General features: G+C 66.4%; 22 protein-coding genes. 16 read left to right on the top strand and 6 right to left on the bottom strand.

The window, feature by feature from the left end:
* Positions 1–16 precede the first annotated feature (16 nt).
* The 7 genes from ACU0B3_RS09130 to ACU0B3_RS09100 all read left to right on the top strand — a co-directional run bounded on the left by ACU0B3_RS09130 (position 17) and on the right by ACU0B3_RS09100 (position 8,728).
* Positions 17–1,651, top strand: a complete 1,635-nt coding sequence (locus ACU0B3_RS09130) for a dipeptide ABC transporter ATP-binding protein (RefSeq protein WP_446260538.1) — start codon at positions 17–19, stop codon at positions 1,649–1,651.
* A complete protein-coding gene (locus ACU0B3_RS09125; RefSeq protein ID WP_446260537.1) occupies positions 1,648–3,012 on the top strand; it encodes an MmgE/PrpD family protein in 1,365 nt (454 codons plus the stop codon). The genes ACU0B3_RS09130 and ACU0B3_RS09125 overlap by 4 nt, the downstream gene beginning before the upstream one ends.
* 60 nt (positions 3,013–3,072) lie before the next feature.
* A complete protein-coding gene (locus ACU0B3_RS09120) occupies positions 3,073–4,632 on the top strand; it encodes an ABC transporter substrate-binding protein (protein ID WP_446260536.1) in 1,560 nt (519 codons plus the stop codon).
* Positions 4,633–4,812: 180 nt separating this feature from the next.
* The gene (locus ACU0B3_RS09115; protein WP_446260535.1) at positions 4,813–5,844 is read left to right on the top strand and encodes a cupin domain-containing protein; all 1,032 of its coding nucleotides are present in this window, start codon (positions 4,813–4,815) and stop codon (positions 5,842–5,844) included.
* A gap of 66 nt (positions 5,845–5,910) precedes the next feature.
* On the top strand, positions 5,911–6,942 hold the full coding sequence (locus ACU0B3_RS09110) for a TRAP transporter substrate-binding protein (protein WP_446260534.1): 1,032 nt from the start codon (positions 5,911–5,913) through the stop codon (positions 6,940–6,942).
* 32 nt (positions 6,943–6,974) lie between these two features.
* Positions 6,975–7,424: a TRAP transporter small permease gene (locus tag ACU0B3_RS09105; protein WP_446260533.1), complete on the top strand. Its 450-nt coding sequence runs from the start codon at positions 6,975–6,977 to the stop codon at positions 7,422–7,424.
* Positions 7,421–8,728 carry a TRAP transporter large permease gene (locus tag ACU0B3_RS09100; protein WP_446260532.1) on the top strand — a complete coding sequence of 436 codons (1,308 nt, stop codon included), beginning with the start codon at positions 7,421–7,423 and terminating at the stop codon, positions 8,726–8,728. The genes ACU0B3_RS09105 and ACU0B3_RS09100 overlap by 4 nt, the downstream gene beginning before the upstream one ends.
* A gap of 224 nt (positions 8,729–8,952) precedes the next feature.
* Here the strand turns inward: ACU0B3_RS09100 and ACU0B3_RS09095 are convergent, their stop codons facing one another.
* The 3 genes from ACU0B3_RS09095 to ACU0B3_RS09085 are packed head-to-tail and all read right to left on the bottom strand — an operon-like array spanning position 8,953 to position 11,386.
* On the bottom strand, positions 8,953–9,813 hold the full coding sequence (locus ACU0B3_RS09095) for a fumarylacetoacetate hydrolase family protein (RefSeq protein ID WP_446260531.1): 861 nt from the start codon (positions 9,811–9,813) through the stop codon (positions 8,953–8,955).
* On the bottom strand, positions 9,810–10,670 hold the full coding sequence (locus ACU0B3_RS09090; protein ID WP_446260530.1) for an isocitrate lyase/PEP mutase family protein: 861 nt from the start codon (positions 10,668–10,670) through the stop codon (positions 9,810–9,812). Before ACU0B3_RS09090 ends, ACU0B3_RS09095 begins: the two co-directional genes overlap by 4 nt.
* Complete coding sequence (locus tag ACU0B3_RS09085) at positions 10,667–11,386, bottom strand: GntR family transcriptional regulator (protein ID WP_446260529.1); 720 nt, start codon at positions 11,384–11,386, stop codon at positions 10,667–10,669. The genes ACU0B3_RS09090 and ACU0B3_RS09085 overlap by 4 nt, the downstream gene beginning before the upstream one ends.
* 72 nt (positions 11,387–11,458) lie before the next feature.
* On the opposite strand from ACU0B3_RS09085, the gene ACU0B3_RS09080 reads away from it, so the two are divergent.
* Together ACU0B3_RS09080 and ACU0B3_RS09075 are read left to right on the top strand one after the other, a co-directional pair.
* Positions 11,459–11,977, top strand: coding sequence for a VOC family protein (locus ACU0B3_RS09080; RefSeq protein WP_446260528.1), 519 nt, complete (start codon positions 11,459–11,461; stop codon positions 11,975–11,977).
* Between the two features lie 12 nt (positions 11,978–11,989).
* Positions 11,990–13,156, top strand: a complete 1,167-nt coding sequence (locus ACU0B3_RS09075) for an alpha/beta hydrolase family protein (protein ID WP_446260527.1) — start codon at positions 11,990–11,992, stop codon at positions 13,154–13,156.
* Between the two features lie 202 nt (positions 13,157–13,358).
* On the opposite strand, the gene ACU0B3_RS09070 is transcribed toward ACU0B3_RS09075, so the two are convergent.
* Positions 13,359–14,639, bottom strand: a complete 1,281-nt coding sequence (locus ACU0B3_RS09070) for a Rieske 2Fe-2S domain-containing protein (RefSeq protein ID WP_446260526.1) — start codon at positions 14,637–14,639, stop codon at positions 13,359–13,361.
* A gap of 146 nt (positions 14,640–14,785) precedes the next feature.
* Between ACU0B3_RS09070 and ACU0B3_RS09065 the strand changes: the two genes are divergently transcribed.
* Genes ACU0B3_RS09065 through ACU0B3_RS09050 form a run of 4 tightly spaced genes read left to right on the top strand, consistent with a single transcriptional unit; the run spans position 14,786 to position 18,267 of the window.
* Positions 14,786–15,715, top strand: coding sequence for a PDR/VanB family oxidoreductase (locus tag ACU0B3_RS09065; protein WP_446260525.1), 930 nt, complete (start codon positions 14,786–14,788; stop codon positions 15,713–15,715).
* A 1-nt stretch (position 15,716) separates the two neighbouring features.
* Entirely contained in the window at positions 15,717–16,880 is a 1,164-nt protein-coding gene (locus ACU0B3_RS09060) for a Gfo/Idh/MocA family oxidoreductase (RefSeq protein WP_446260524.1), read from the top strand.
* Between the two features lie 5 nt (positions 16,881–16,885).
* Positions 16,886–17,878, top strand: a complete 993-nt coding sequence (locus tag ACU0B3_RS09055) for an ABC transporter substrate-binding protein (RefSeq protein WP_446260523.1) — start codon at positions 16,886–16,888, stop codon at positions 17,876–17,878.
* Positions 17,875–18,267, top strand: coding sequence for a hypothetical protein (locus ACU0B3_RS09050; RefSeq protein WP_446260522.1), 393 nt, complete (start codon positions 17,875–17,877; stop codon positions 18,265–18,267). The genes ACU0B3_RS09055 and ACU0B3_RS09050 overlap by 4 nt, the downstream gene beginning before the upstream one ends.
* Before the next feature lie 9 nt (positions 18,268–18,276).
* Here ACU0B3_RS09050 and ACU0B3_RS09045 read toward each other — a convergent pair whose 3' ends face one another.
* Positions 18,277–18,792: a MarR family winged helix-turn-helix transcriptional regulator gene (locus ACU0B3_RS09045; protein ID WP_446260521.1), complete on the bottom strand. Its 516-nt coding sequence runs from the start codon at positions 18,790–18,792 to the stop codon at positions 18,277–18,279.
* Positions 18,793–18,839: 47 nt separating this feature from the next.
* Positions 18,840–19,595 carry a sulfite exporter TauE/SafE family protein gene (locus ACU0B3_RS09040; RefSeq protein ID WP_446260520.1) on the bottom strand — a complete coding sequence of 252 codons (756 nt, stop codon included), beginning with the start codon at positions 19,593–19,595 and terminating at the stop codon, positions 18,840–18,842.
* A 135-nt stretch (positions 19,596–19,730) separates the two neighbouring features.
* On the opposite strand from ACU0B3_RS09040, the gene ACU0B3_RS09035 reads away from it, so the two are divergent.
* From ACU0B3_RS09035 to ACU0B3_RS09025, 3 genes are read left to right on the top strand one after another with little or no spacing between them, the layout of a single operon-like run.
* Positions 19,731–20,549, top strand: coding sequence for an IclR family transcriptional regulator (locus ACU0B3_RS09035; protein ID WP_446260519.1), 819 nt, complete (start codon positions 19,731–19,733; stop codon positions 20,547–20,549).
* Entirely contained in the window at positions 20,546–21,982 is a 1,437-nt protein-coding gene (locus tag ACU0B3_RS09030; protein WP_446260518.1) for an aldehyde dehydrogenase family protein, read from the top strand. The genes ACU0B3_RS09035 and ACU0B3_RS09030 overlap by 4 nt, the downstream gene beginning before the upstream one ends.
* Complete coding sequence (locus tag ACU0B3_RS09025; protein WP_446260517.1) at positions 21,982–23,538, top strand: FAD-dependent monooxygenase; 1,557 nt, start codon at positions 21,982–21,984, stop codon at positions 23,536–23,538. The genes ACU0B3_RS09030 and ACU0B3_RS09025 overlap by 1 nt, the downstream gene beginning before the upstream one ends.
* Positions 23,539–23,638 lie beyond the last annotated feature (100 nt).

Here is a 23,638-nt window from a genome sequence, read left to right as displayed (position 1 = left end):
TGACAGGGAAGGTGAGATGTCCAGTTCCGCTGCCACGGCCAAAGGTGAAATCGTTCTGGACTGCCGGGACGTTGGCGTGTCCTTTGCGGGTGTGTCCGTGGTCGATCGCGTGTCGCTCGAACTCAGGTCCGGGGTCACGACGGCGATTGTCGGCGAAAGCGGGTCAGGCAAGAGCCAGTTGGTCAAGGCGATCACCGGGCTCTCTCCGGGCGATGTGACCGGCAGCATCCTCTATCGGGGCACCGAACTGGTCGGCCTGCCTGAAAAGGCGCTGAGCGCCATCCGCGGACGTCGGATCGCCTACGTCTTCCAGGACCCGATGTCGGCGCTCAACCCCTATCTGCGGATCGACCGGCAGCTGGGTGAAGTGGCGGAAACGCATCTGGGTATGTCCCGCCAAGCGGCGCGTGCGCGGGCGCTCGATTTGCTGCGCCAGGTGCAGATGCCGGAGCCGGAGGCCAAGCTCAGGGCCTTCCCGCACGAGCTCTCCGGGGGGCAGCGCCAGCGCGTGGTCATCGCCGCTGCGTTGATGGCCGATCCCGAAATCCTGATCGCGGACGAGCCGACGACCGCGCTCGATGCGACCGTTCAGCTGCGCATCCTCGATCTGCTCGGCGATCTGGCGCGAGACCGGCAACTGGCCTGCGCTTTCATCACCCACGACATCGCGGTCGCCGCCCGGATTGCGGAACGCACGCTGGTCATGCAATCCGGGCGCATGGTCGAGGAGGGACCGACGCATGAAGTCCTGTCCCGCCCGCAGCAGGACTACACCCGCACGCTCTTGCGCAACACGCCGAGCCTGTCGCGTGAGATTGCCCGTCCGCCTGCGCCGGTGGGCGGCGCACCGCTGCTCGAGGCAAAGGGGCTCGGCGTGCGCTATACCTCGGGCAATGTGCTGGGGGGGCGCCGCACGTTCCAGGCCGTCAGAGGCGTCGATTTCTCGATAGCGCCGAGCGAAACTCTGGGGATCGTCGGCGAGTCCGGGTCGGGCAAGTCCACGATCATCCAGTCACTCTTGCGCCTCGCTCCCGTGTCGGAGGGAGAGATCTTGTGGCGTGGAGCGGCGACGACCGATATGGACGAGACGGCGTTTCAGGCCGTCCGGCGCGAGGTCCAGATCGTCTTTCAGGACCCGTTGGCGTCGCTCAACCCGCGCATGCCGATCCACGACATCGTGGCCGAGCCGCTCTGGACGCATTTCCCCGAATTGACCCGAGCAGCGGTGCAGGACAGGGTGCGCGAGGCCATGGACGCCGTCGGCCTGCCTAGTGAGATGGCCGCCCGCTTTCCGCACACATTGTCGGGTGGGCAGGCTCAGCGCGTCGGGATCGCGCGGGCCATCGTCTCGCGCCCGGCCATGCTGATCTGCGACGAGGCGGTCTCGGCGCTCGATGTCACTGTGCAGGCGCGTGTGCTGGACCTGATCGTGGACCTGCAAAGACAGCTGGAACTGGCGATCCTCTTCATCAGCCACGATATGGCGGTCGTGCGGCAGGTTGCGGACCGGGTGCTGGTGCTCGAGACCGGCGAGGTGCGCGAATTGGCGCCGCGCGACCAGATCTTCGAGGCGCCGCGCCATCCCTACACGCGCAAGCTGCTGGACGCGGTGCTGTCCGTGGACACGCCCAAGCAAGAGGTGACGCAATGACGGATGCAGCTGCAGGGCAGGCCGGCTTTGTGCGCAGCCATCTTGAGGCGACAGGGCGGCCGATGACGCCCGGGACCGCGCGGCGTCTGGCGATCCTTGCCACCGACACCTACGCGATTGCACGCCATGCCCGCGCGCGCGCGGTGGGCGCCGGAGCCGCGGACACCGCGCTTGCAGCGGGGGCGGGTGCGGCGCCGGTCTGGGGCGCGGACGTGTCCCAAGGTGCGGCGCTGGCGGCGTTCCTGAACGGTTCTGCCGCGGAAACACTGGATTTCCAGGAGGTGCTGATCGACGGGCGCAACAACGGACATGCCGCCGTGGTGATCGTGCCGGCGGTTCTCGCGCTGGCGGCAGCACACGGCGCGCGGCATGATCGTATTCTCGTCGCGCTGCGTGCCGGCTTCCTGGCGAACATCGCGTTGGCCCGTGCGCTTGGGCGCAATCACCGTGCCGGTGTTGTGGGTTTTCGCACGACCTCTGTCGTCGCCCCAATCGCCGCGGCTTTTGCGGGGGCCGTCCTCCTGGACTTGTCCGAAGCGGCAACGAACCATGCGGTCGCGATCACCGCGGCAACCTTGCCGGCTGGCCTTCTGGCCGCGATGTCGCCGCTTGCGGGAGACTTCAGCAGCGACAAGGACCTGTCCGTCGGGTTCTCGGCCCGCCATGCCTGCGATGCGGTCACGCTTGCCCGCGCAGGGGCAACCGGGCCCTCCGATGCGCTTGCCGGTCCGCGCGGCTGGCTCGCCTCCTTCGGGTTCGGCGGAGAGGCGCCGGGCGCCTTGGCGGAGCTACCGGACGACGCGGCCCTCGCGGCCTATGCGCTCAAGCTCTACCCCGCGAACTTCGGCTGCCAGTGTGCCATCCGTCTTGCCATCGAGGCGTCCGTTGCAGTCCCGCTCGAGGACCTGTCGCACATGACCGTAAGGGTCAAAAGCTCGAGCGCTGCGTCCTTGTCGACGCGCGACATCTCGAACCATATCGCGGCACGCTTTTCACTCCCTTACGCCGTAGCCTCCGCGTTTCTGCGCCGGCGTTCGGTGCTGGAGGACTTCGAGCCGGAGGCTTTGTCCGCCCCTGACGTGCATGCCGTGATGGACCGTCTGACGCTCGAGGCCGACGACAGTTTCGAGGCGCGCCACGTGAGCGAAGGCGTCTTTCCCGCGGCTCTGACAGTCAAGCGCCACGATGGCAGCGAAGTGTCCTGGGCGCTGTCGTCGCCCCAGGATGGAATGTCCGGCGAGGACCTCACTGCCGCCTTCGCCGGCAAGCTGCACTCGCTCCTTCCAGCTCCCATTGCAGCGGACCTCGTGGCCCGGCTCGAAGATGAGGACTACGCAGCGCTCCTTTCCGCCCTACGTTGAATACCGGGGTACACAACTCAGGATAGGAAACGGAGAATCGAGATGTCTTTCATGAAACGCATGAGGCTTGCCCTGGCGGTTGTGCTGGCGCCTCTGGCGGTGCCACTGACGGCCCTCGCCCAAGAGCGGCCGGACATCGTGGTCGCAGTCAGCGGCATCTTTCGAACGATGGAGCCCATCGTCGGCAATTCCACCAATGCCGCAAGGATCATGCCGAACATCTTTGACCAGGTTGTGGCGCGCAACTTTACCGAAGACCCCGAGGGCAGCGAGCTGCGCCCGGCGCTGGCAACCGACTGGGAGCAAGTCGACGACCTGACCTGGCGCTTTACCATCCGTGAGGGCGTGACGTTCCACAACGGTGACACGATGACGGCCGAGGACGTCGCGTTCTCGATGTCGGCAGAGCGCATCTGGGGCGAGGACTCGCTGGTCCCTGCGGGCAAGCGCTACACCACTTCTTTCGTATCGGTCGAAGCGCTGGACGACACCACGGTCGAGATCAAGACGAGCGTCAACGACCCGAACCTTCCCTACCGCTTCATCACGCCGCTGGGATACGTCGTTCCCAAGGATCACTACCTCGAAGTCGGACCCGAGGCATTTGGCCAGAACCCGGTCGGGACCGGACCCTACAGGGTGACGGGCTACGACGCGACGGGGTTCATCAAGCTCGAAGCCTTTGACGACTACTGGGGTGGCACGCCGCCGCTCGCGTCGGTCGAGTATCGCGCCGTACCCGAGTTTTCGGCCCGGCTGGCCGGGATGGTCTCGGGCGAGTTCATGATGATGGCGGGCATCCCCGTCGACGAGGTCGAAACAGTCGAAAGCTATGACGATCTGACGTATATCTCGCGTCCCATCGGCAACTACATCATGCTGGCGTACAACACGCTCGAGCTGCCCGAATACGGGCCCAACCCGGTCGCGGACGTGAACTTGCGATATGCCATGACGGCTGCGATCGACCGCGAGGGGCTGGTCGCCGCGCTCTGGGGTGAGGATACCTTTGCACCGGCGCCGTTCAACTTCCCGGACTTTCCCGACTACTACGATGCGTCGATCGAGCCCAAGATCACCTACGATCCCGAGGCCGCAAAGGCGTATCTCGAGGCGTCGGATTACAACGGCGAGGAAATTGTCGTAAACGTCACACGCGGGGCGTTTTCCAACTTTGACCTCGCGACCGAGTTTCTGGCCGAGCAGTGGAACGCGATGGGGATCAACGTGCGCCTCAACGTGGTCGACAGCTGGTCGGTGGCGCTCCAGCACCCGTTCAACCTGTTGAACATGTCGATGACCACCACGTTCGATGGCACGCCGACCCGCGCGATCTGGGGGTTCTGGGGACCCGACAGCGCCCGCGCCTCGCGCGAAAAGGACAAGAGCTGGTCGCCGCCCGCCGAGTTCGTCTCGCTTGGCGAGCAGTATCTGGCCGAGACCGACACCGAGGCCAAGGTGGCGCTATTTCGCCAGATGGTCGACGTCTGGGAGACCGAGCAGCCCGCGCTGATCCTGTGGCGCAACGTGAACAACTGGGTTGTGAACGACGCGCTTGAGTGGACCTCGACCAACAGCAACTGGATGCTGCTCGGCCCGGACTACCTCACGGTCCGCTAGGCCCTGCAGCGCTGAGGTTCGGCGCAGATTGAAATCGCAATCACGGGCGCGGGGACATCTCCGCGCCCGTCGTCGTTCCGCGTCCGGACGTGGCAGGCGGGCGGGCCCAAGAGGACACCAATTGACTTCTTAGTCATCTAAGATACCCTCAATCCGGCAAGCTGTCCGGGGAGGGGCGTCATGCTGGAAGACATCAAGCACCCGCATCTGAAAGATGCATACAGGGAGATGGCGGGCGCCTCGACCATTCCGCTCTGGGAGATTTACCACAAGCTCGTGTCCGACAAGCCGGCGATCCACGGCGCGCCGCACCTGTGGTCCTACGCGCAGCTGCGGCCGCTGTTGATGGATGCGGGCAATCAGATCAGCGCAGTCGAGGCCGAACGCCGCGTGCTCGTGCTCAAGAACCCCGCGCTCGAACGACCGGGCATCTCCCAGACGCTCTTTGCGGGCCTGCAGTTGGTGATGCCGGGAGAGATCGCCGAGGCGCACCGCCACTCGCAAGGCGCGCTGCGGTTTGTGCTGGAAAGCTCGGGCGGGCACACCGCCGTCGAGGGCGAGCGCTGCGAGATGCGGCGGGGGGATTTCATCACCACGCCCAGCTGGTGCTGGCACGATCACAAGAACACCGGCGACGGGCCGATGATCTGGATTGACGGGCTCGACGTGCCGCTGGTCAATTTCTTCGGGGCCAAGTTCGCCGAGGAATGTGCGACGCCCGAACAGCCGATCTACCGCGAGACCGACGACAGCGTGTCGCGCTGGGGCTCTGGACTGCGCCCGTTCAAGGGCCAGCACATCGCGCCCTATTCGCCGGTGTTCAGCTACCCCTACGCGCAGGCGCGCCCGGCGCTGGATGCGATCTCAGTGACCGACGCGCCCGATCCGCACCGCGGGTGGAAGATGATCTACACCAACCCGCGCGATGGCGGGCACGTCCTGCCGACCATCGCGGCCTACCTGCAAAAGCTGCCGTCGGGTTTCACGACGGGCACGACGCTCACCACCGAGGCGCAGGTTTACACCGTGCTCGAAGGGCGCGGCGTGGCGCGGGTAGGCGACACGGAGATGGCGTTCGAGGAGAACGACACCTTTGTGGTGCCGAACTGGATGCCGCTGGTGCTGGAGACGACGGCGGAGACCGTGCTCTTCAGCTTTACCGACCGCGCGGCGCAGGAGAACCTCGGGATCTGGAGGCACCAAGACCTCTGAGACCGCGACACGCGCTTTTTGCGCCAAGGACATACGCCAAAGACATCCACTGGGAGGAGACCACCAATGCTTTGGAAGACACTTGCGACGGCAGCAACGCTGGCGCTGGGCGCCGTGCCCGCCGCGTCCGAGACATTCGACCTCAAGGTCGCGACCTTTGTGACGGGCCAGCATGGCATGTCGAAATGGATCGACCAATGGGCGGCCTCGCTCACCGAGCAATCCGAAGGGCGTCTGCAGTTCGAGATCCTGCATGGCGCGCAGATGGGCCCGCCGCCGGCGTACTATGACCTTGCGCGCAACGGGCAGGCGGACATCGTCTGGCACCTGCACGGCGCCACTCCGGGCCGGTTCGAGCTGACGGAAATCTCGAACATGCCGTTCCTCTTTTGCTCGGCCGAGCAGGCGACGCTGGTGCTGAACGATCCGCGTCTGCGCAGCGAGTACCTCGACGCCGAGCATCGCGGGGTGAAGGTGCTGGCGCTCTTCATGCACCCGCCGGGTCAGATCAACTCGAACGACGGGCCGATCCTGTCGCTGGACGACATGGCGGGCAAGGGCCTGCGCCCGGCCTCTTCGGCGGTGGCCAAGTTCATCGCCGCGATGGGCGGCACGCCCGTCGGTCTGCCGCCGACGGAGATGGCCGAAGCGCTGCAGAAGGGCACGATCCAGGGCGCGATGATCGACTATGGCGGGGCGGGTCTGGCCTTTGGCCTCGGGCCGCACCTGACGGATGTGACGGAGGTCTACAGCTACACGTCGTCCTTTATGCTGGGGATGAACCCGAACAGCTTTGAAAGTCTGCCCGAGGACCTGCAGATGATGATCGACGAGAGCCTGACGGATGTCTCCGCCGAGATCGGGCAGGTCTGGGACGGGCTCGACGCGATCGGCAAGAAGGTCCTGATGGACGTGGGCGTGACGATCCACACGCTGGACGGCGAGGCCCGCGCGGAGATGGTTGAGGTCGGCAATTCGGTGACCGAAGGCTATGTCGCCGAGCTCGAGGACGCCGGCAAACCCGGCACTGCGGTGCTCGCCATGATGCGCGAGATCGCAGCCGAGGTCGGCCCGGTCGGCGCGGGCTGTCAGGGCTGAGGCCGCACGCCTTGCTCAGCCGCTTTCGCAACATGCTGGCGGTGGTCCTTGTGGCCGCCGCTTCGCTTTGCCTGCTGTTCCTGATGGGGATCGTCGTCTTTGACGTGATCGTGCGTGCGATCGAGCCGACGTGGCGCATCGTCGGCATGGTGGATTACGTCGAGTTCAGCCTCGCCTGGCTCATCTACCTCGCCATTCCGACGGCGATCCTCGGCGGGCAGCTGATCGTGGTAGACCTCATCGACAGCTATGTGCGCCCGCGCCCCTTTGTGGCGTTGGGGCTGATCCTGACGGCCATCGCCACGGCGCTGATGGGCTATCACACGATCACGCCGGCGCTCGATGCGCTCGACTGGGGGGACCGCACGCTCGATCTTGGCTGGCCGAAATTCAACTATTGGATCGCGATCTGGGTCGGGCTGGCGCTCAGTGCGCTTGCGGCGCTCCTGACGCTTGTCACTCCAAAGGCGGAGGGGACATGACGCCTCAGCTTGTCGGCATGACCGCCATCGCGTCGCTTGTCATGCTCGTGTTCATGCGCGTACCAGTCGCCGTCGCGCTGATGGGCGTCGGTCTTTTGGGATACGCCGCTGTTGACGGCTGGCGCGTGGCGCTGATCACGCTCGGCTCGATCCCGTTCAACCTCGCGCAGGCGTATTCGCTGTCGGTCGTGCCGCTCTTTCTGCTGATGGGCGTGGTCGCGGCGCGCACTGCCATGGCGCAAGAGCTGTTCCGGGCTGCCGATGCACTCTTTGCCGGGCGTCGGGGAGGGCTTGCCATGGCGACCGTGGGCGCCTGTGCCGGGTTCGGCGCGATCTGCGGCTCGTCGCTTGCAACTGCCTCTACCATGACCCGCGTATCTGTGCCGGAGATGCGGCGCTATGGGTATTCGGACGACATCGCGTCGGGCGTTGTCGCCTCGGGCGGCACGCTGGGCATCCTGATCCCGCCGTCGATCATCCTCGTGATCTACGCGATCATCGCGCAGGAGAGCGTGCCCGAGCTCTTTGCCGCGGCTTTGCTGCCGGGCCTCCTGCTGATTGCGCTGCACATCGTGGTGATCGCGGTCCTGGCGCGGCTGCGGCCGGGGGACCTACCCATGTCGCCCGCGCTGCCGTTCGGGGACAAGCTGAAGGCGGCGGCGCAGATGTGGAAGATGGCGCTGATCTTTGCCGTCGTCATCGGCGGCATCTACCTTGGCTGGTTCAGCCCGACGGAGGCCGCTGCCGTGGGCGCGTTCCTGACCATCCTCATAGGGTTCGCCACCCGCCAGATGGGGTTTAAGGGTTTCGGCGGCGCTCTCAAGGAGACGGTGACCACCACCGGATCGCTTTTCTTCATCGTGCTCGGCGCGTTTGTCTTTGCGCAGTTCGTCGTGCAGACCCGCATCCCTGCGACGCTCGGAGACTGGGTCGTTGCCCTCGGCCTTGCGCCACTGGTCGTCATCCTCTTCATGGTGCTGGTCTACGTGGTGCTGGGCTGCTTTCTCGACAGTATCTCGATGATGCTGATCACCATCCCCGTCTTTCTGCCGATCGCGCAGGAGATCGGGTTCTCGGCGATCTGGTTCGGCATCTTTATCGTGATCGTGGCCGAGATCGGGCTGATCACGCCGCCGGTGGGGCTCAACATCTTTGTCATCCGTGCGCAGCAGCCGGACATCGCGCTGGGCGCGATCTACCGCGGGATCGCGCCGTTCCTGCTGGCACATCTGGCCGGGATTGCGGCGCTCATGGCGGTTCCCGCGCTGGCACTGTGGTTGCCGTCGCTGCTTTACGGCAATTGACGCCTTTGGTAGGCGACCTTGGGCCTGATACGACCTCGCTCAATTCAGAGCGCCCGCCTGACATTTACGTCAGGCCGCGTCATGCCAATGGCATGCCTCCGGCATGACCCGCCCCCGTCAAACCGTAGGTTTGCCTTCGGCAAAACGGGCGGGGCGATTGCGCCACCCCGGGGGACGGCGCGTGAACTTGCGTTTGAAGTGTATCGGGTCCTACGTCGCCGGCCTTAATCAATCACATGCACACTCATCGCGCCGAGGAGCGGTGAGGACACGGTCACCACATCGCCCGCAGCCACCGGGGAAACCCCCTCCGGCGTGCCGGTCATGATGATGTCGCCGGGCAGAAGCGTGTAGAACGCGCTCACCATTTCGATTAGCTGCGGGACGGAGCGGATCAGGAGGCGGGTGTTCGAGGATTGCCGCACGTCGCCATTCACCGTCAGCTCGAACGGGATGTCCGCAGCATCTGCGATCTCGTCGGCAGTGGTGAGCCACGGGCCAAGCCCCGCCGAGGTGTCGAAGCTCTTGCGCAGGCTGCGGTCCTCGGTCCCGCGCACGGTCATGTCGAAGGCCAGCGCGAAGCCTGCCACGTGATCCATGGCATCTGCCGCCTTGATCCGGCGCCCGGGGTGTCCGATGACCACCGCGACCTCGCCTTCGTGATCGACCCGGCGGTTGATGAAGGGCAGCTGCATCTTTGCCCCCGGACCGAAGAGGGCCGAGGACGCCTTGAGAAAGCAGCCGATCTCGTCGATCTTGGCGATCTTGTTGCCGTGGTGGATCTCGGCGTCCGCCTCCGCCTCATCAAGATGCGCGTGGTAGTTCACCGGCGCGCCGATGATCTTGGACGGGGTGGCGACCGGCGCGTTCAGCGTGACATCCGCGAGCGGCAGGCGCGGGGCGGACTCGATCAGCTGCGGTGCCTGTTCGAGGATTTGTGGCAGGCGCGCGACCACCGGGTCACCCGGGGCAGGGGCCCAGCCGGGGTGCGGCAGGTCCGCGATCAGCTCGGAAAGGTCGACCAGCGCCGTGCCATCATCGACAACGGCGCCGAGGCGCGTTTCGTTAAAGCGGGCCAGTTTCATGTCTTGTCCTCCAATTCGGTGGCGCTGGCCAGCAGCGTCTCGAGCCCCAGCGCGCTGTTGTAGTCCTGAAAGCTGATCCGCGCCGTGTCCTCGGGCAGGCGGCCTGCGCCAAGCATCGCGGCATAGGCGACTTGCAAGGCACGGGTTACCACCAGCAGCGTCGAGACCGGGAAGATCGCAAGACTGTAGCCAAGCTCTTGCAGGGTCCGGGTGTCGAGGTAAGGCGTCTTGCCGTCCTCGACCATGTTCGCCACGAGCGGCACTCCGGCAAAGGTCTCCGCCACTTTGCGCATCTCCTCCAGAGTCTGCGGCGCTTCGATGAAGAGCACGTCGGCGCCTGCCGAGAGGAACGCCTCTCCTCGCCGCAGCGCATCGTCGAGGTCGGTGACGGCCCGCGCGTCGGTGCGCGCAATGATGAGGAACTCGTCTGATTGGCGGGCCTGCACGGCAGCCTCGATCTTGGCTGCGGCCTCGCTGGTGTCGATCACCGCCTTGCCCGCCATGTGGCCGCACCGCTTGGGGAAGACCTGGTCCTCGAGCTGGATCGCAGCCGCTCCCGCGCGCTCGTAGCCCTGCACCAGACGCGCCACGTTCAGGACGCCGCCGTGGCCAGTGTCGCCGTCTGCGATCAGTGGCAGGCCGCCGGCTGCCAAGGCGAGCGCAGTGGTGCGTTCTGTCATTTCCGTCGCGCTCATCAGGCCCACGTCCGGCCGGCCGAGGGAGGCGCCGCTGACGCCAAAACCCGTCATGTAGATCGCCTCCGCGCCGGCTTGTTTGGCCAGGTGGGCGGAGAGCCCGTCATAGGCGCCCGGCGCCATGAGGATGTCGGGGCGCGCAAGGCGTGTGCGGAGGCTCATGTCGGGGATGTCCTTTCCGTTAGGGCGGCGGCGATCAACTCACCGGCTACCACGATATGTTCGCGCATGCGCGCCTCGGCTCGGGCGGATTGCCCGTTACGCAGCGCGGCGAGGAGTGCGGCGTGATCGTTCTGAGCCTGCTGCAACAGAGCGTGATCGGGCGCGGGATCAAGGTCGGCCACCACCGACATGGCGGCGAGCGGGACGCCTTCGGCGAGCCGCGCCGCCGCGCGCAAGAGGTCGATCGAGGCCGCCTCGATGATCGTCTCGTGAAACCGGGTGTTCATCTCGCGCCAGCGTGCCAGGTCAAAGGGTGTGGTCTCGAGCAGCTCGGCGCCGAGGGTCACGCAGGCAGTCAGGGCGACCTCGGTGTCAGTGTCGAGCCCGCGCTCTGCGACGCGCCGTGCCGCCAGCCCCTCGAGGACGGAGCGCACATCGTATGCCTCGCTCACCAGACCCGCATCCTGCCGCCGGATCTGGAACCCGCGCTGAGGCGCGTAGCTGAGCAGCCCCTCCTGCGCGAGCACCTGCAAAGCCGCGCGCACGGGCGTGCGCGACATCTGCAGGCTCTCGCAAAGGTCGTTCTCTGTCAGGTTCCCGTCACCAAGCGTGCCAGCGAGGATTGCGCTGCGCAGCCGTTCGGTCGCCACCTCGGTGAGCGTTGCACCCGAGGTCTCTGTCTTGCCGGTTTTGCGGTCTGGCTTGAGTGTATACATTTTTACACTATACTCACGACAAACGTGCAAATGACAGCCAAAATGAATACATATCGAAAAAAGGAGATGACCATGGGTTTGCAGGGCTTGCATCACGTCGCCTACCGCTGCCGGGACGCCAAGGAGACAACCGCCTTTTACCGCGACCTTCTCGGGCTCGAGCTCGATATCGCCGTGGCCGAGAATAAGGTGCCCTCGACCGGCGAGTGGTCGCCGCATATCCATATCTTCTTCAAGCTCGGCGATGGCAGCTATGTCGCGTTTTTCGAGCTGCCGGAGAGCCCGGACATGGAAATGGATCAGAACACGCCCGACTGGGTACAGCACCTCGCGCTGCGCGTGGACACGATGGAAGAGCTGGAGGCGATCAAGGAGAAGGTGGCTGCGACGGGGATCGAAGTGCTCGGCCCGACCGATCACAAGATCTGCCAGTCGATTTACTTCTTTGATCCCAACGGGCACCGAATGGAGGTGGCCGTGGACACCACGACCGCCGCGATGATGGAGATGCTGAACGAACGCGCCGAGCCGGTGCTGGAGGACTGGTCCAAGACCAAGCGCGCGCCCGACGTCGATCCGATGCACGCCTGAGCCGAGTGCGTGATGACTGACGCCTTACCCGTCTCCCGCAGCCCGCTGATCGTCAGCTTCACCGAGACGGCCGCCTTTACCGAGACCTACGGGTTTGCCGGATCGCAGGGAAAGGTCTTTCTCGAGGGGCAGCTGATCCGGCCCGAGACACCGTCGGATACCGTGCTGATCTTCATGCACCCGGCCTCGACGCTGAACCTCATGCCGATGCCAAAGGCGCTGGCGGAGGCGGGCCATCACGTGATTTGTGCCGCCTCGCGTTATGCCAAGAACGACACCGCGCTGATCATGGAAAAGGTTGTGGCCGATCTCGGCGCTTATGTCCGGCACGCGCGCGAAGCGCTCGGCTACGCCAAGGTGGTGATCGCCGGCTGGTCGGGGGGCGGCTCGCTGGCGCTCTTCTACCAGTCGCAGGCGGAGGCGCCGACGCTGAAGGACACGCCCGCCGGTGATGCCTACGATCTGACGAAGGCAGGTCTGATCCCGGCGGACGCGGTGACGTTTGTGGCGGCGCACACCGGCCGCGCCCGCATCCTTGCGGAATGGATCGACCCCAGCGTGCTGGACGAGACGGACCCCGATGCGCGCGACTCTAGCCTCGATCTTTACGGACCGGACGCGCCGCAGCCGCCTTACGACGACGCGTTTGTCGAGGCGTTCCGCGCCGCGCAACAGGCCCGGATCGCGCGGATCACGGAGCGTGCACAGAGTATGCTCGCAGACCTCGAGGCGCGGGGAGGAGCGGAGGTCGAGCGTCCGTTCATCGTGCACCGCACCATGGCCGACCCGCGCTTTCTCGACGGGTCTTTGGACCCCAATGGCCGCCCCGTTGGCACCTGTTATCTCGGCACGCCCGAGACGGTGAATTCCGGGCCGGTGGGTCTGGCACGCTTTACGACGCTGCGGGCGTGGCTCAGCCAGTGGTCGCCGCTCAGTCGCGCAGATGCACTCGACACGGTGCCGAGCATCAAGGCTCCGTTGCTCGTCGTTGAGAACGGCGCCGACGACGCCGTTCCGCCCAGCCATCCGCAGCAGGTCTTCGCGGCGGCGGGGATGGCGGACAAGACGTATGTGACGATCGACGGCGCCAGCCACTATTACCGCGACCAGCCGGAGGCGTTGGAGACAGCGGTGGCCACGCTGACGGGTTGGCTGCGGGAGCGGGGGTTGGCGCCTTAGTGCGGGCCAACTTTAGTCTGAACCTTGGAAACGGATGAGCACGCGCCGTCCCGAGGGGTGGCGCATCGCGCCGCCCCTTGGGGGCGGGTCGGCGCGGCCTGACGGTCCCCGTCAGGCGGGTGCTCTGATTTAAGCGAGCTTTCTTTTAGTCATACAGTTTCTTGCCTCAGCAGTGCTCAAAGACACTTCCCCAGCACGAAACCTACTCCGCAGCCACATTCCCACTGTCCTTGCCCAGCTCCCGCCAATCCTGCTCCTTGGGGTAGACCCCCTCGCGGCTGGCGATGGTGACATGCGGCACGCGGGGCGCTTCGGTGCCGATGGCAGGCCCGCCGCCCGCGACACGCTGCGCGGCATCGACCATCAGACGGCGGAACTCCACGATGGCGAGATCGGAGGCGCCGAGGATGTCGCTTGTGCGGTCCACGATCGCGCCCATCGACACCCACATCACCACGTCCTGGTTCGGGATGCCTTTGACGCCGGTGAAGTTGCCCTCCTTCATCATCGCGCGGTCCTGCAGGAACTTGTTCTCAGCCTGCCGCTCGGACACCCAGCGCGCGTCGAGGTTCACGCCCGGCACGACGTGGTTGAAGGCGCGCCACTCTTCGGTCGACGGCGTCGCCTCGCCGCCCCAGGCGATGAAGTGGAAATGCGTCGTTTCGTCATCCACCGGCACGATCACCGTCGCCACGTTGTAGGAGGCATTGGGCGGGATCAGAGACGTATAGGGCGCGATGTACTCGGTGATCCGCAGGTAGTTGTGCGTCGCGGGATGGCGGATCGGCTTGCGGATCGCGGCATAGTGAAAGCCGTAGGGCGTCGTCTCGGTCTGCATCCGCGGCGACTTGTCGGTCGACGGGCGATACCAGCTGGTCTCGTCCGCGGCAGCGCCTTTGACCCGTGCGGGTTTCATGTCGGACGAGTGCAAGGACGAGGAATGCGCGCTGTCGATCTGCCCTTCGGTGATCTGCGCCCAGTTGGCCGGGATGCGCATCTTGAGGATGGCGACGGGCGTGTCTTCGGTCGGGCAGAACGCGGGCGGCTCGAACGGAGGTGCGTCCTCCTCCGCGCCGAGCCACGCCCAGACGAACCCACCCCATTCGCGCACCGGGTAGGCGCGGTGGCGGACCTTGCCGTGTAGTGGGCTGTTCTCCGGCTCGGAGGACATCGCCACGCAATTGCCGTCCACGTCGAACTTCCACCCGTGATAGAGGCAGCGCAGCCCGCACTCCTCGTTCCGGCCATAGACCAGCGAGGCGCGGCGGTGCGGACAGAGCTCGTCGAGCAGGCCCAGCCGCCCTTCGGTGTTGCGAAAGCAGACGTACCGCTGGCCAAGCGCCTCGACCAAAAGCGGCGTGCCGTCGGGCTCCGCCACCTCCTCGACCAGGCAGACCGGCGTCCAGTGCGCGCGCATCAGCTTGCCCATGGGCGCATCGCCGGTCACGCGGCAGAGCAGGTCGTTTTCCTCGGCAGTTAGCATCCCGCGTCCTCCCTTGAGGCTCTTGTGGCCCCGTCCAAAGCCGGCTTCAGCTTTCCATATCCGGTGAGTTGACGCAACAAGTTAGATATCTAATAACTTGTCGTGTTCCGCAGAAACTGAGCCATGACCGACAAAGACGAGGCCCCATGATCGAGCTTGAGGTCGCCAAGCGGCGCCAGTTGACCGAGACCATTACCGAGTTCACGCTGACCCCGGCGGACGCGGCGGCGCTGCCCGGGTTCACGCCGGGCGCGCATATCACGGTGCAAACGCCGTCGGGGGCGATGCGCCGCTACTCGCTGGTAAACGACGGATCTGCGCCGGACAGCTACGTGATTGCGCTCAAGCGGGAGCCAGCCTCGCGTGGCGGCTCCGCCTCGATGCACGACGTGGCGCTCGAGGGGACAAGGCTCCAGGTCGAGCCGCCGCAGAACGATTTTGCTCTGCAGGACACGCCTGAGCCACTGCTGATCGCGGGCGGTATCGGCGTGACGCCGATCCTGTCGATGGCGCGTCACCTGACCGCGCAGCAAAAGCCGTTTCGTGTGATCTACTGCAGCCGGTCGGCGGAGGAGGCGGCCTACCTCGATGAGCTGACCGCGATGGGTCCACACGTCACCGTGCATCACGATCACGGCGATTTCGACGAGATGTACGACTTCTGGGACCACTTCGAGACACCGCAAGCGCATCACGTCTATTGCTGCGGCCCGGCGCCTTTGATGGAGGAGATCAAGGCGATGTGCGGCCACTGGCCCGAGGGCCGCGTGGTGTTTGAGGACTTCAAACCCGTCGAAGCCGTCAAGCCCGACGACACACCCTTTGCCGTCACGCTCCGGTCCAGTGGCCAGACCGTGGACGTTCCCGCCGATCGCACAATCCTCGAAGCCCTGCGCGATGCCGGGATCGCGACAGCGAGTTCCTGCGAAAGCGGCACCTGCGGCACCTGCAAATGCACGCTCGTCGCCGGAGAAGCAGATCACCGCGACATGGTGCTGATGGACGAGGAAAAGACCTCCCGCATCATGATCTGCGTCAGCCGTGCCAAGTCGGCGGAGCTGGTGCTTGACCTCTAGGGTGGCGGATCCGGTGCGGCTCGGGGTGGCCGGCCTCGGGCGCGGCTTCATGCTGAGCCTGCCGTCCTTGCGCGTGGATCCCCATGTCCAGCTCGTCGCCTGCGCCGCCCCCCGCGCCGAGAGCCGCGCTGCGTTTGTGGCGGAGTTCGGGGGCCGGGCGCATGAGACCATCGAAAGCCTCGCCGCCGATCCCGAGGTCGAGGCGGTCTACCTGGCCACGCCGCACCACCTGCACCGCGCCCATGCCGAGGCCCTTGCAGCAGGCGGCAAGGCGCTGCTGATCGACAAGCCTCTGGCCGTCACGATGAAGGACGCCGAGGCGATCGTCGCCAGCGCGGAGCGTTACGACGTGCCGCTCGTCTCCGGCCCGAGCCATTCCTTTGACCCGCCGGTTCTGGCCGCGCGCCGGCTCATTGCGGCGGGCCGAATTGGACCGCCGATGATGGCGCTCGCGTTCAACTACACTGACTTTCTCTACCGCCCGCGCCGACCCGAAGAGCTCGACACGGCGCAAGGCGGCGGTGTGCTCTTCTCGCAGGCGATCCACCAGATCGACGTGATCCGCCTGCTGATGGGGCGACGCGCGACCCACGTGACCGCGCGCACCGGCAACTGGGACGACACTCGCCCGACCGAAGGCGCCTACACCGCGCTGATCGACTTTGAGGGCGGAGCAAGCGCGAGCCTGACCTATTCGGGCTACGCGCATTTCGACAGCGATGTGTGGATGGGAGGCGTGGGTGAGCTCGGACACCCGAAACTGCAGGGCGCCCATGCCGCGACCCGCGCGCGTCTGAGGGGGCTCGACGCTGACGCCGAAGCGGCACTCAAATCGACCCGGACCTTCGGCAGCGCCGACGCCCCAGACCCCGCGAAAAGGTCCGAGCACTTTGGCCCTGTGATTGTCTCCGGCCCTTTGGGAGACTTGCGCCTCACGCCGGAAGGGTTCGAGATCACGGACGCGGACGGCACGCACCTGATCGAAACGCCGCCGAACCCGGCCCCGCGCAGTGCGGTCTTCCAGGCGCTCTACGAAACCCTCCGCCACGGCACACCGCCGCCGCAGGCCGGCGCGTGGGGGCTTGCCAGCCTCGAGGTCGTGCACGCCATGCTCGCCTCCGCCAAAACCCGCCACACCATCGCCCTCACCCGGCAAGGAGCCTGACACCCATGTCCAACCTGCCTCTCTCGATCGCCATGGGCGACTATGACCGCACACGCCCCATCCACGACGGGCGCGTGCAAATCGACGGGGTCGACCCGACGACGATGCTGCTCAGCCCCGAGGAAATGTTCTTTCGCGTTTTTCGCCACCAGGCGTTCGACGTCTCGGAAATGAGCCTTTCGAGCTATTGCGTGAAGCTCGCGCAGGGCGACTGCCCCTACATCGCGCTGCCGGTCTTTCTCAGCCGCGCGTTCCGCCACTCATCCGTCTACATCCGCACCGACAAGGGCATCGCGCGCCCCGAGGACCTGCGCGGCAAGCGCATCGGGATCGCCGAGTACCAGCTGACCGCCAACGTCTGGGTGCGGGGCATTCTCGAGGACGAATATGCCGTGAAACCGTCCGACATCACGTGGGTGCGCGGCGGCATGGACGTGCCGGGCCGCCCGGAAAAGATCAAGGTGACGCTGCCCGATGACGTCGCCATGACCCAGGCGCCGGAAGGCGCGACGCTCGACGCGATGCTCCGCGCTGGAGAGATCGACGGATTCATCGGTCCCCGCGCCATTCGCGCTTTCGACGAAGGGCATCCGATGGTCGCGCGCCTCTTCTCGGACGGGATCGCGACCGCCGCCGATCACTTCCGCCGCACCGGACTGTTCCCGATCATGCACGTGCTCGGCGTCCGCAAAAGCCTTGCTGAGACGCATCCCTGGCTGCCCGGCGCGCTGCTCAAGGCGTTCAGCCAAGCCAAGGACATGGCACAGGCGGCGCTTGCGGATACGTCGGCCACCAAGGTCACCATGCCCTTTGTCGAAGACACGCTCTCCGCCGCACGCCAGCTGATGGGACCCCAGGTCTGGACCTATGGCCTACCCGGCAACGAGCACACGCTCGCGACGTTTCTCGACTACCACCACCGGCAGGGCCTGAGCCCGCGCAAGCTGGAGGTGTCCGATCTCTTCCACCCCGCCACGACCGAGGCGTACAGCCTGTGAGCGCGCTTGCGCCCGGTGACTTTTTGGCGGTGGAGACGCCAGCCGGGACGCGCCATGTGCAGGTCACCCACCTTGCCGCGCCGTACCCACCGGTCCTGCGCGCCCTCAAAGGGGACATTGCCGAGGCGGAGACCGCCTTCGTCGCAATGGCCGACCTTCGGACGGATGACGCGCGCATCACCCGCATTGCCCGCGCTGACGTACCCATCGCCGATCGTGCCTTCCCGACGTTCCGCCTCGCCGTGCGGGACTTGTCAGGTCAGCCACTCTACTGGTGGTATTGGAGCGGCGACGGCCTGCGCCTCGCGCCCGATCCCGTGGACATGCGCCTGCCGCTGCGCCAGATCACACCGCTCGAGGATGTCATCGCCGCGCTCGCGCAGGTCTGACGCGGGGGGTCAAAAGCCGCTTCGTGTGGGCGGGATGGTCATGCCGCTGGCACGGGCTGCAGCCTCGTCCCGCGCGAGATTGTCCAGCACCAAGATCAGCGCATCACGGAACTGGTCCCGGGCGGCCTCATCCAGCCCTTCCATGGCGCGCTCGTTGACCTCCACGGCCAAGGGCTCGAGCACATCGCGCAGCGCCTGGCCCGCCTCGGTCAAGTAGGTGTGCTGCTTGCGCCGGTTGCCCTCTAGCGTGCGCCGCGCGACGTAACCCAGCTTTTCGAGCCGCAAGAGCGCGGTATGCACCGTCGGCTCCGTCAGCCCCGCGCGGTCGGCGAGCTCGCGCTGCGACAGGCCCTCTTCGTCCCAGAGGATGCGCAGGAACACCCATTGCCCGAACGAGACACCATGCGCGGCCAGCCGCATCTGCAGGCTCCGCCCGAACCCGCGCGCGCAGAGTCGCACCAGATGGGCGATGCGCTCGTCGCTCAGGTCATTCGGGGTGGGGTCGGGTTGCGGCACAGACGTCATGGCGCCGGACCCTAGCGCCTGCTAGCGGGATGGTCGATATGGGCGGATCAGCCGGATGGCGACAAAGCCGACATCCCCAGCCGCACCGCCACCACGGCAAGCAGTCCCACGATCAGCCAGTCAAACGCCTGTGGCGGCAACCGTCGCGCGATGGCGGCGCCCACTGGCATCGCAAGCGCGAGGAGCGCAAAGGCGCCGAGGCCGAGCAGCGCGACCGGCAGCGTCAAAAGGCCAAACCAGGCCATCAGCGGGATTTGCACCAGCGACATCGCGAGAAAGAAGAGCGAGATCGTTGCCACGAACTGCAGCCGCTCGAGCCGCATCGCGTTCAGGAACGTGACTGAAATCGGCGCGGACACGCCGATGGCGCCCTGTAGGACACCGCCGGCGGCGCCCACAGGCCAGACGAGCCTTTGCGCCGTCTCGAGCGAGAGCTTCCAGTCCGGCAGGGCCAGCCGCAAGACGATGTAGACGCAGATCACGAGTGCCGCGAGCCCTTCGAGCAAGGCAGGTGCGAGCGCCACCAACAGCAAGGTGCCCGTCGCCGCGCCCCCGAGCCCGGCCAGCGCATAGGCGCGGGCGAACCCGTCCGGCACCTGATGCGCGTGGTGGCGCCAGGTCTGCCACCCGTTCGAGAGCAGGTTGGGGATGGTAAAGATCGCCACAGCCGTCGGCACGTCAAAGGCAACTGCCAGCATCGGCACCGCGATCACCGGCGCGCCCGCACCCGTCGCGCCTTTCATCACGCCGCCGATGAGGATGCCAGCCACGGCAAGGATGATGGTGAGCGGATCAACGGGCATGCGTTGCCTGCGGGCAGGGACAAGGTGTGAGCGCGGCAAAGGTTACTCTCGTTTCACCCGTCACGCGCATCTCACTCCATAGCCTTGGCTGCAAAGTGTCTTGCCAGCTCAGGAACTGCAAGCAATATTGAAACAATGTCTCACAATACGAGATTTGAAGGTGGAGCGGCCGATCCGCCAGTCCAACAGCCCGCCAAATCGCATGGCGGGAGCGGGGAACGTCTGCTCTCGATCCTCGACCTTTTCACCGAGGACCGGCTGATCTGGTCGCCTGCGGAGATGATGGCAGAGCTCGGCTACGCGCGCCCGACGCTCTACCGCTATCTCAAACAGCTCAAGGAGGCCGGCATGCTCGCCTCCCGGCCCGGTGGGCGCTTTGGCCTCGGGCCGCGGCTGGTAGAGCTCGACTTTCTGACGCGGGCCTCCGATCCGGTGGTCGCGCGCAGCCAGCTGAGCCTCGACCGGCTTGCGCTCCGCTTTGCCGGCACTGCCTTTCTGGCGCAATGGTATGGCGACAAGCTCCTGTGCGTGGCGTCAGCCAGCCGCGATTCGTCGGCCCGCACATCCTACCCGCGCGGTCGCCCGATGCCGCTGACCACCGGCGCCGCCGCCAAGGCGATCCTCGCTTTTTTGCCCCGTGGTCGGCAAGAGGCTCTGCTTGCAGGTGTGCCGGACGCGGACGGCATGCGGACGGCTGTGCGCGGTGTGCACAAAGACGGTGTGGCGACAGCCTTCGGCGAGGTCACCCCCGGTCTTGTTGGCACCGCCGCGCCGATCCTCGACGCGCGCCGCCACCCTCTTGCAGCCCTTTGCATCTCGATGGCGTCTGGCAGGTACAACGCGCTCGATCCAGCCGAACTCAAGGCCGCAGTGCAGGACGCCGCTGCCGAGATTTCGCGCGCGGTGGCAGAGGCCGAAGCCGCCCCCCAAGCGAACCATGAGGACCCCGGATGACCGAGCCAGCCAGACACTACATCAACGCCGCGTGGCGGGACGACGGCGGCGCGCTTGCGGCCAGCGTCAACCCGGCGGACGGCTCTGTGGTCGGGCAGTACGTCCCGGGCAGCGCAGCACTCGCCGATGAGGCCGCCGCCGCCGCCAAGGCCGCGTTCGAGGCCGGTGACTGGGCGGCCTCCCCCCGGCTGAGGGCGCAGGCGCTGCTCGAGATCGCGGACGCGCTGGCGGCGGCCAAGGACGAGATCGCGGACCTCGTGGTCGCCGAGAACGGCAAGATCAGGAAAGAGGCCATGGGGGAGACCATGGCCGGCGTTTCCGAAAGCCGATACTACGCCGGCCTCGCGCGCGACATCCGCGGCTCGATGCAGGAGATCGCGCCCGGCCAGCTCTCGCTCTTTGCGCGGGAGGCGGCGGGGGTTGCGGGGATCATCGTGCCGTGGAACGCGCCTGTCACCCTGCTGATCCGCTCGCTGGCGCCTGCGCTCGCGGCGGGCTGCACGGCGGTCATCAAGCCGGCCGCGCAGACGCCGCTCGTGCATGCGCGCATCATGGAGTGCCTTGCGTCCTGCCCCTCGCTTCCGCCCGGCGTGGTGAACTCGGTCAACGAGGATGGGATCGCCGTGGGGCAGGCGATGGTCGCGAGCGAGGACATCGACGTGATCTCCTTCACCGGCTCGTCACGTACGGGCAAGCTGATCCAGGAGGGCGCGGCCAAGACGCTCAAACGCGTAGGGCTCGAGCTGGGCGGCAAGGCGCCCGCGCTCGTCTTTCCCGATGCCGATCTGGACAGGGCGGTGGTGGAGATCACCCACGGCGTCCTGCCCATCGCCGGCCAGATGTGCGTCGCAGTGGCGCGCATCCTGGTCCACGAGAGCGTCGCGGGCGAGATGGAGGCACGCATGGCCGCCGCGCTGGGCGCGGTGCGCGTGGGTCCGGGGGCGGACCCCTCGAATGAGTGCGGGGCGATCATCGACCTCGAGAACCGCAAACGGCTCGAGCAGATTATCGAGAGGGCAGGCGACGAAGGCCGGATGATCCTGCGGGGGACGGCGTCGGAGACGGGCGCTTTCCTCACACCGACGATGTTTGCGATCGACGACGTGACGTCTGACCTCGTGCAGGAGGAGCTCTTCGGTCCCATCGTGGCCTTCGAGACGTTCACCGACGAGGCAGACGCCGTGGCCAAGGCCAATGCCACGGTGTACGGCCTGGCCGCCTCGGTCTTTACCGCTGACGGCACGCGGGCCTTGCGGGTGAGCCGGGCGATCCGCGCGGGCACGGTCTGGGTCAATGCGCACTTGCGCCTTTTTGCCGAGGCGGAGACCGGCGGGTACGGGCAATCGGGGCTGGGGCGGCTGCACGGGCCGGAGGGGCTGGCGGACTTTCTGGAAACCAAGCACGTCTATTTCGAGCCGGGGCGGATCGCGTGATGGAGGGCTTCACCCATGACGTGATCATCGTCGGTGGCGGGCCTGTCGGCATGGGGCTGGCCATCGACCTCGGCCAGCGCGGGGTCTCCGTCGCAGTTATCGAGCGGCACGCGCAGCCGCAGCTGATCCCCAAGGGCCAGAACATGACGCAGCGCACGCTCGAGCATATCGACGCCTGGGCGTGTGTGGCCGAGATGCGCGCCGCCCGGATCGTGCCGCGGGGTGTCGCAAACGGGGGTCTTGTGACCTTCGGGACGCTCCTGGGGGAGCACTCCTACGAGTTCCTGCCGCGCGAAGGGGTGCAGGCGTTTTACAGCCAGGCGCCGGACCGGATGCCGCAGTACTGCACCGAAGGCGTGCTGCGCGCGCGGACGGCTGACCTGGCTTCGGTGGACGCGCGCTATGGCTGGACGCTGGACGGGTTCACGCAAAACGCGGATGGTGTGCAGGTCACGGTCCATGAGACCGACGGGAAGGGCTCCGAGACCCTGTCGGCGCGTTATCTGGTGGGATGTGACGGCAGCCGTTCGCCGGTACGCGAGGGGGCGGGCATCTCGCAGACCCTGTCCGACCACGACCGGAAGATGGTGTTGCTGGTCTTTCGCTCGCCCGAGTTGCACGGCCTTCTTGGTGCCCGGCACGCCGAGCGGAGTTTCTACAACGCGCTTGCGCCGGAGCTGGAGGGGTACTGGCGGTTTCTTGGCCGTGTGGATGGGGACAGTGAGTGGTTCTTTCACGCGCCGGTGCCGGAGGGGACGACGCGGGACAACACCGATTTCGCCGCGCTTTTGCACGACTCGGTGGGCCAGCCGTTTGACCTCGACGTCAGCTATGTCGGCTTTTGGGACCTGCGGTTTGCTTTGGCAGACACCTACCGGGCGGGACGTGTGCTGATCGCAGGCGACGCCTGCCACTCGCATCCGCCTTATGGCGGGTACGGGATCAACACCGGCTTCGAGGATGCGCGCAACCTGGGCTGGAAGCTGGCCGCGACCTTGCAGGGCTGGGGCGGCGAGAGGCTGCTCGACAGCTATGATGCCGAGCGGCGTCCGGTTTTTGCCTCGACCGACCGCGATTTCATCCGCCGGTTCATCGAGGAGGACCGCGCGTTCCTGGCGGCGCATTCCCCGGACGATCCCGGCTTTGCCGAGGCTTGGGCGGCGCGGAACGCGGGGGCGAGCGAGGTCTTTGCCTTTGCGCCGCATTATTCCGGCTCACCGATCATCGGCGGCGCGGGTGCGCCGAGTGCCAAGGGCGATCACCGCTTTGAGGCGCGCGCGGGTCACCACATGGCGCCGCGAGAGCTGCCGAATGGGCGGAGCACCTATGACGCTTTGACGCCGGGCTTCACGCTTTTTGATTTTGGTGGAGAGGTTGAGGAGCTGACGGCTGAGGCGGAGGCGCTTGGGGTGCCTTTGTCGGTGGTCACGGCGCGGCTGGAGGGGGAGGTCTGTGATTATGAGGCTTCTGCCTTGTTGGTGCGCCCGGATGGGTATGTGGCCTGGTCGGGGGATTTGGCGGGGGCGGGTAACATGCGGCGCGCGGTTGGGGTCTAAGTCGAATAATAACTTGCCTAAATCAAAGCGCCCGCCTGACAGGCACTGTCAGGCCGCGCCGACCCGCCCCCATGGGGCGGCGCGATTGCGCCACCCCGCG

The sequence above is a fragment of the Pseudaestuariivita sp. genome, assembly GCF_052825805.1.
The sequence above is the reverse complement of the archived record's forward strand: the minus strand, read 5'-3'. Positions and strand labels throughout refer to the sequence as shown.

Bases quoted from the DNA above. Each gene is read 5' to 3' on its own strand.
- ACU0B3_RS09130 (WP_446260538.1), top strand. From the start codon at position 17: ATGTCCAGTTCCGCTGCCACGGCCAAAGGTGAAATCGTTCTGGACTGC.
- ACU0B3_RS09125 (WP_446260537.1), top strand. From the start codon at position 1,648: ATGACGGATGCAGCTGCAGGGCAGGCCGGCTTTGTGCGCAGCCATCTT.
- ACU0B3_RS09120 (WP_446260536.1), top strand. From the start codon at position 3,073: ATGAGGCTTGCCCTGGCGGTTGTGCTGGCGCCTCTGGCGGTGCCACTG.
- ACU0B3_RS09115 (WP_446260535.1), top strand. From the start codon at position 4,813: ATGCTGGAAGACATCAAGCACCCGCATCTGAAAGATGCATACAGGGAG.
- ACU0B3_RS09110 (WP_446260534.1), top strand. From the start codon at position 5,911: ATGCTTTGGAAGACACTTGCGACGGCAGCAACGCTGGCGCTGGGCGCC.
- ACU0B3_RS09105 (WP_446260533.1), top strand. From the start codon at position 6,975: ATGCTGGCGGTGGTCCTTGTGGCCGCCGCTTCGCTTTGCCTGCTGTTC.
- ACU0B3_RS09100 (WP_446260532.1), top strand. From the start codon at position 7,421: ATGACGCCTCAGCTTGTCGGCATGACCGCCATCGCGTCGCTTGTCATG.
- ACU0B3_RS09095 (WP_446260531.1), bottom strand. From the start codon at position 9,813: ATGAAACTGGCCCGCTTTAACGAAACGCGCCTCGGCGCCGTTGTCGAT.
- ACU0B3_RS09090 (WP_446260530.1), bottom strand. From the start codon at position 10,670: ATGAGCCTCCGCACACGCCTTGCGCGCCCCGACATCCTCATGGCGCCG.
- ACU0B3_RS09085 (WP_446260529.1), bottom strand. From the start codon at position 11,386: ATGTATACACTCAAGCCAGACCGCAAAACCGGCAAGACAGAGACCTCG.
- ACU0B3_RS09080 (WP_446260528.1), top strand. From the start codon at position 11,459: ATGGGTTTGCAGGGCTTGCATCACGTCGCCTACCGCTGCCGGGACGCC.
- ACU0B3_RS09075 (WP_446260527.1), top strand. From the start codon at position 11,990: ATGACTGACGCCTTACCCGTCTCCCGCAGCCCGCTGATCGTCAGCTTC.
- ACU0B3_RS09070 (WP_446260526.1), bottom strand. From the start codon at position 14,639: ATGCTAACTGCCGAGGAAAACGACCTGCTCTGCCGCGTGACCGGCGAT.
- ACU0B3_RS09065 (WP_446260525.1), top strand. From the start codon at position 14,786: ATGATCGAGCTTGAGGTCGCCAAGCGGCGCCAGTTGACCGAGACCATT.
- ACU0B3_RS09055 (WP_446260523.1), top strand. From the start codon at position 16,886: ATGTCCAACCTGCCTCTCTCGATCGCCATGGGCGACTATGACCGCACA.
- ACU0B3_RS09045 (WP_446260521.1), bottom strand. From the start codon at position 18,792: ATGACGTCTGTGCCGCAACCCGACCCCACCCCGAATGACCTGAGCGAC.
- ACU0B3_RS09040 (WP_446260520.1), bottom strand. From the start codon at position 19,595: ATGCCCGTTGATCCGCTCACCATCATCCTTGCCGTGGCTGGCATCCTC.
- ACU0B3_RS09035 (WP_446260519.1), top strand. From the start codon at position 19,731: ATGTCTCACAATACGAGATTTGAAGGTGGAGCGGCCGATCCGCCAGTC.
- ACU0B3_RS09030 (WP_446260518.1), top strand. From the start codon at position 20,546: ATGACCGAGCCAGCCAGACACTACATCAACGCCGCGTGGCGGGACGAC.
- ACU0B3_RS09025 (WP_446260517.1), top strand. From the start codon at position 21,982: ATGGAGGGCTTCACCCATGACGTGATCATCGTCGGTGGCGGGCCTGTC.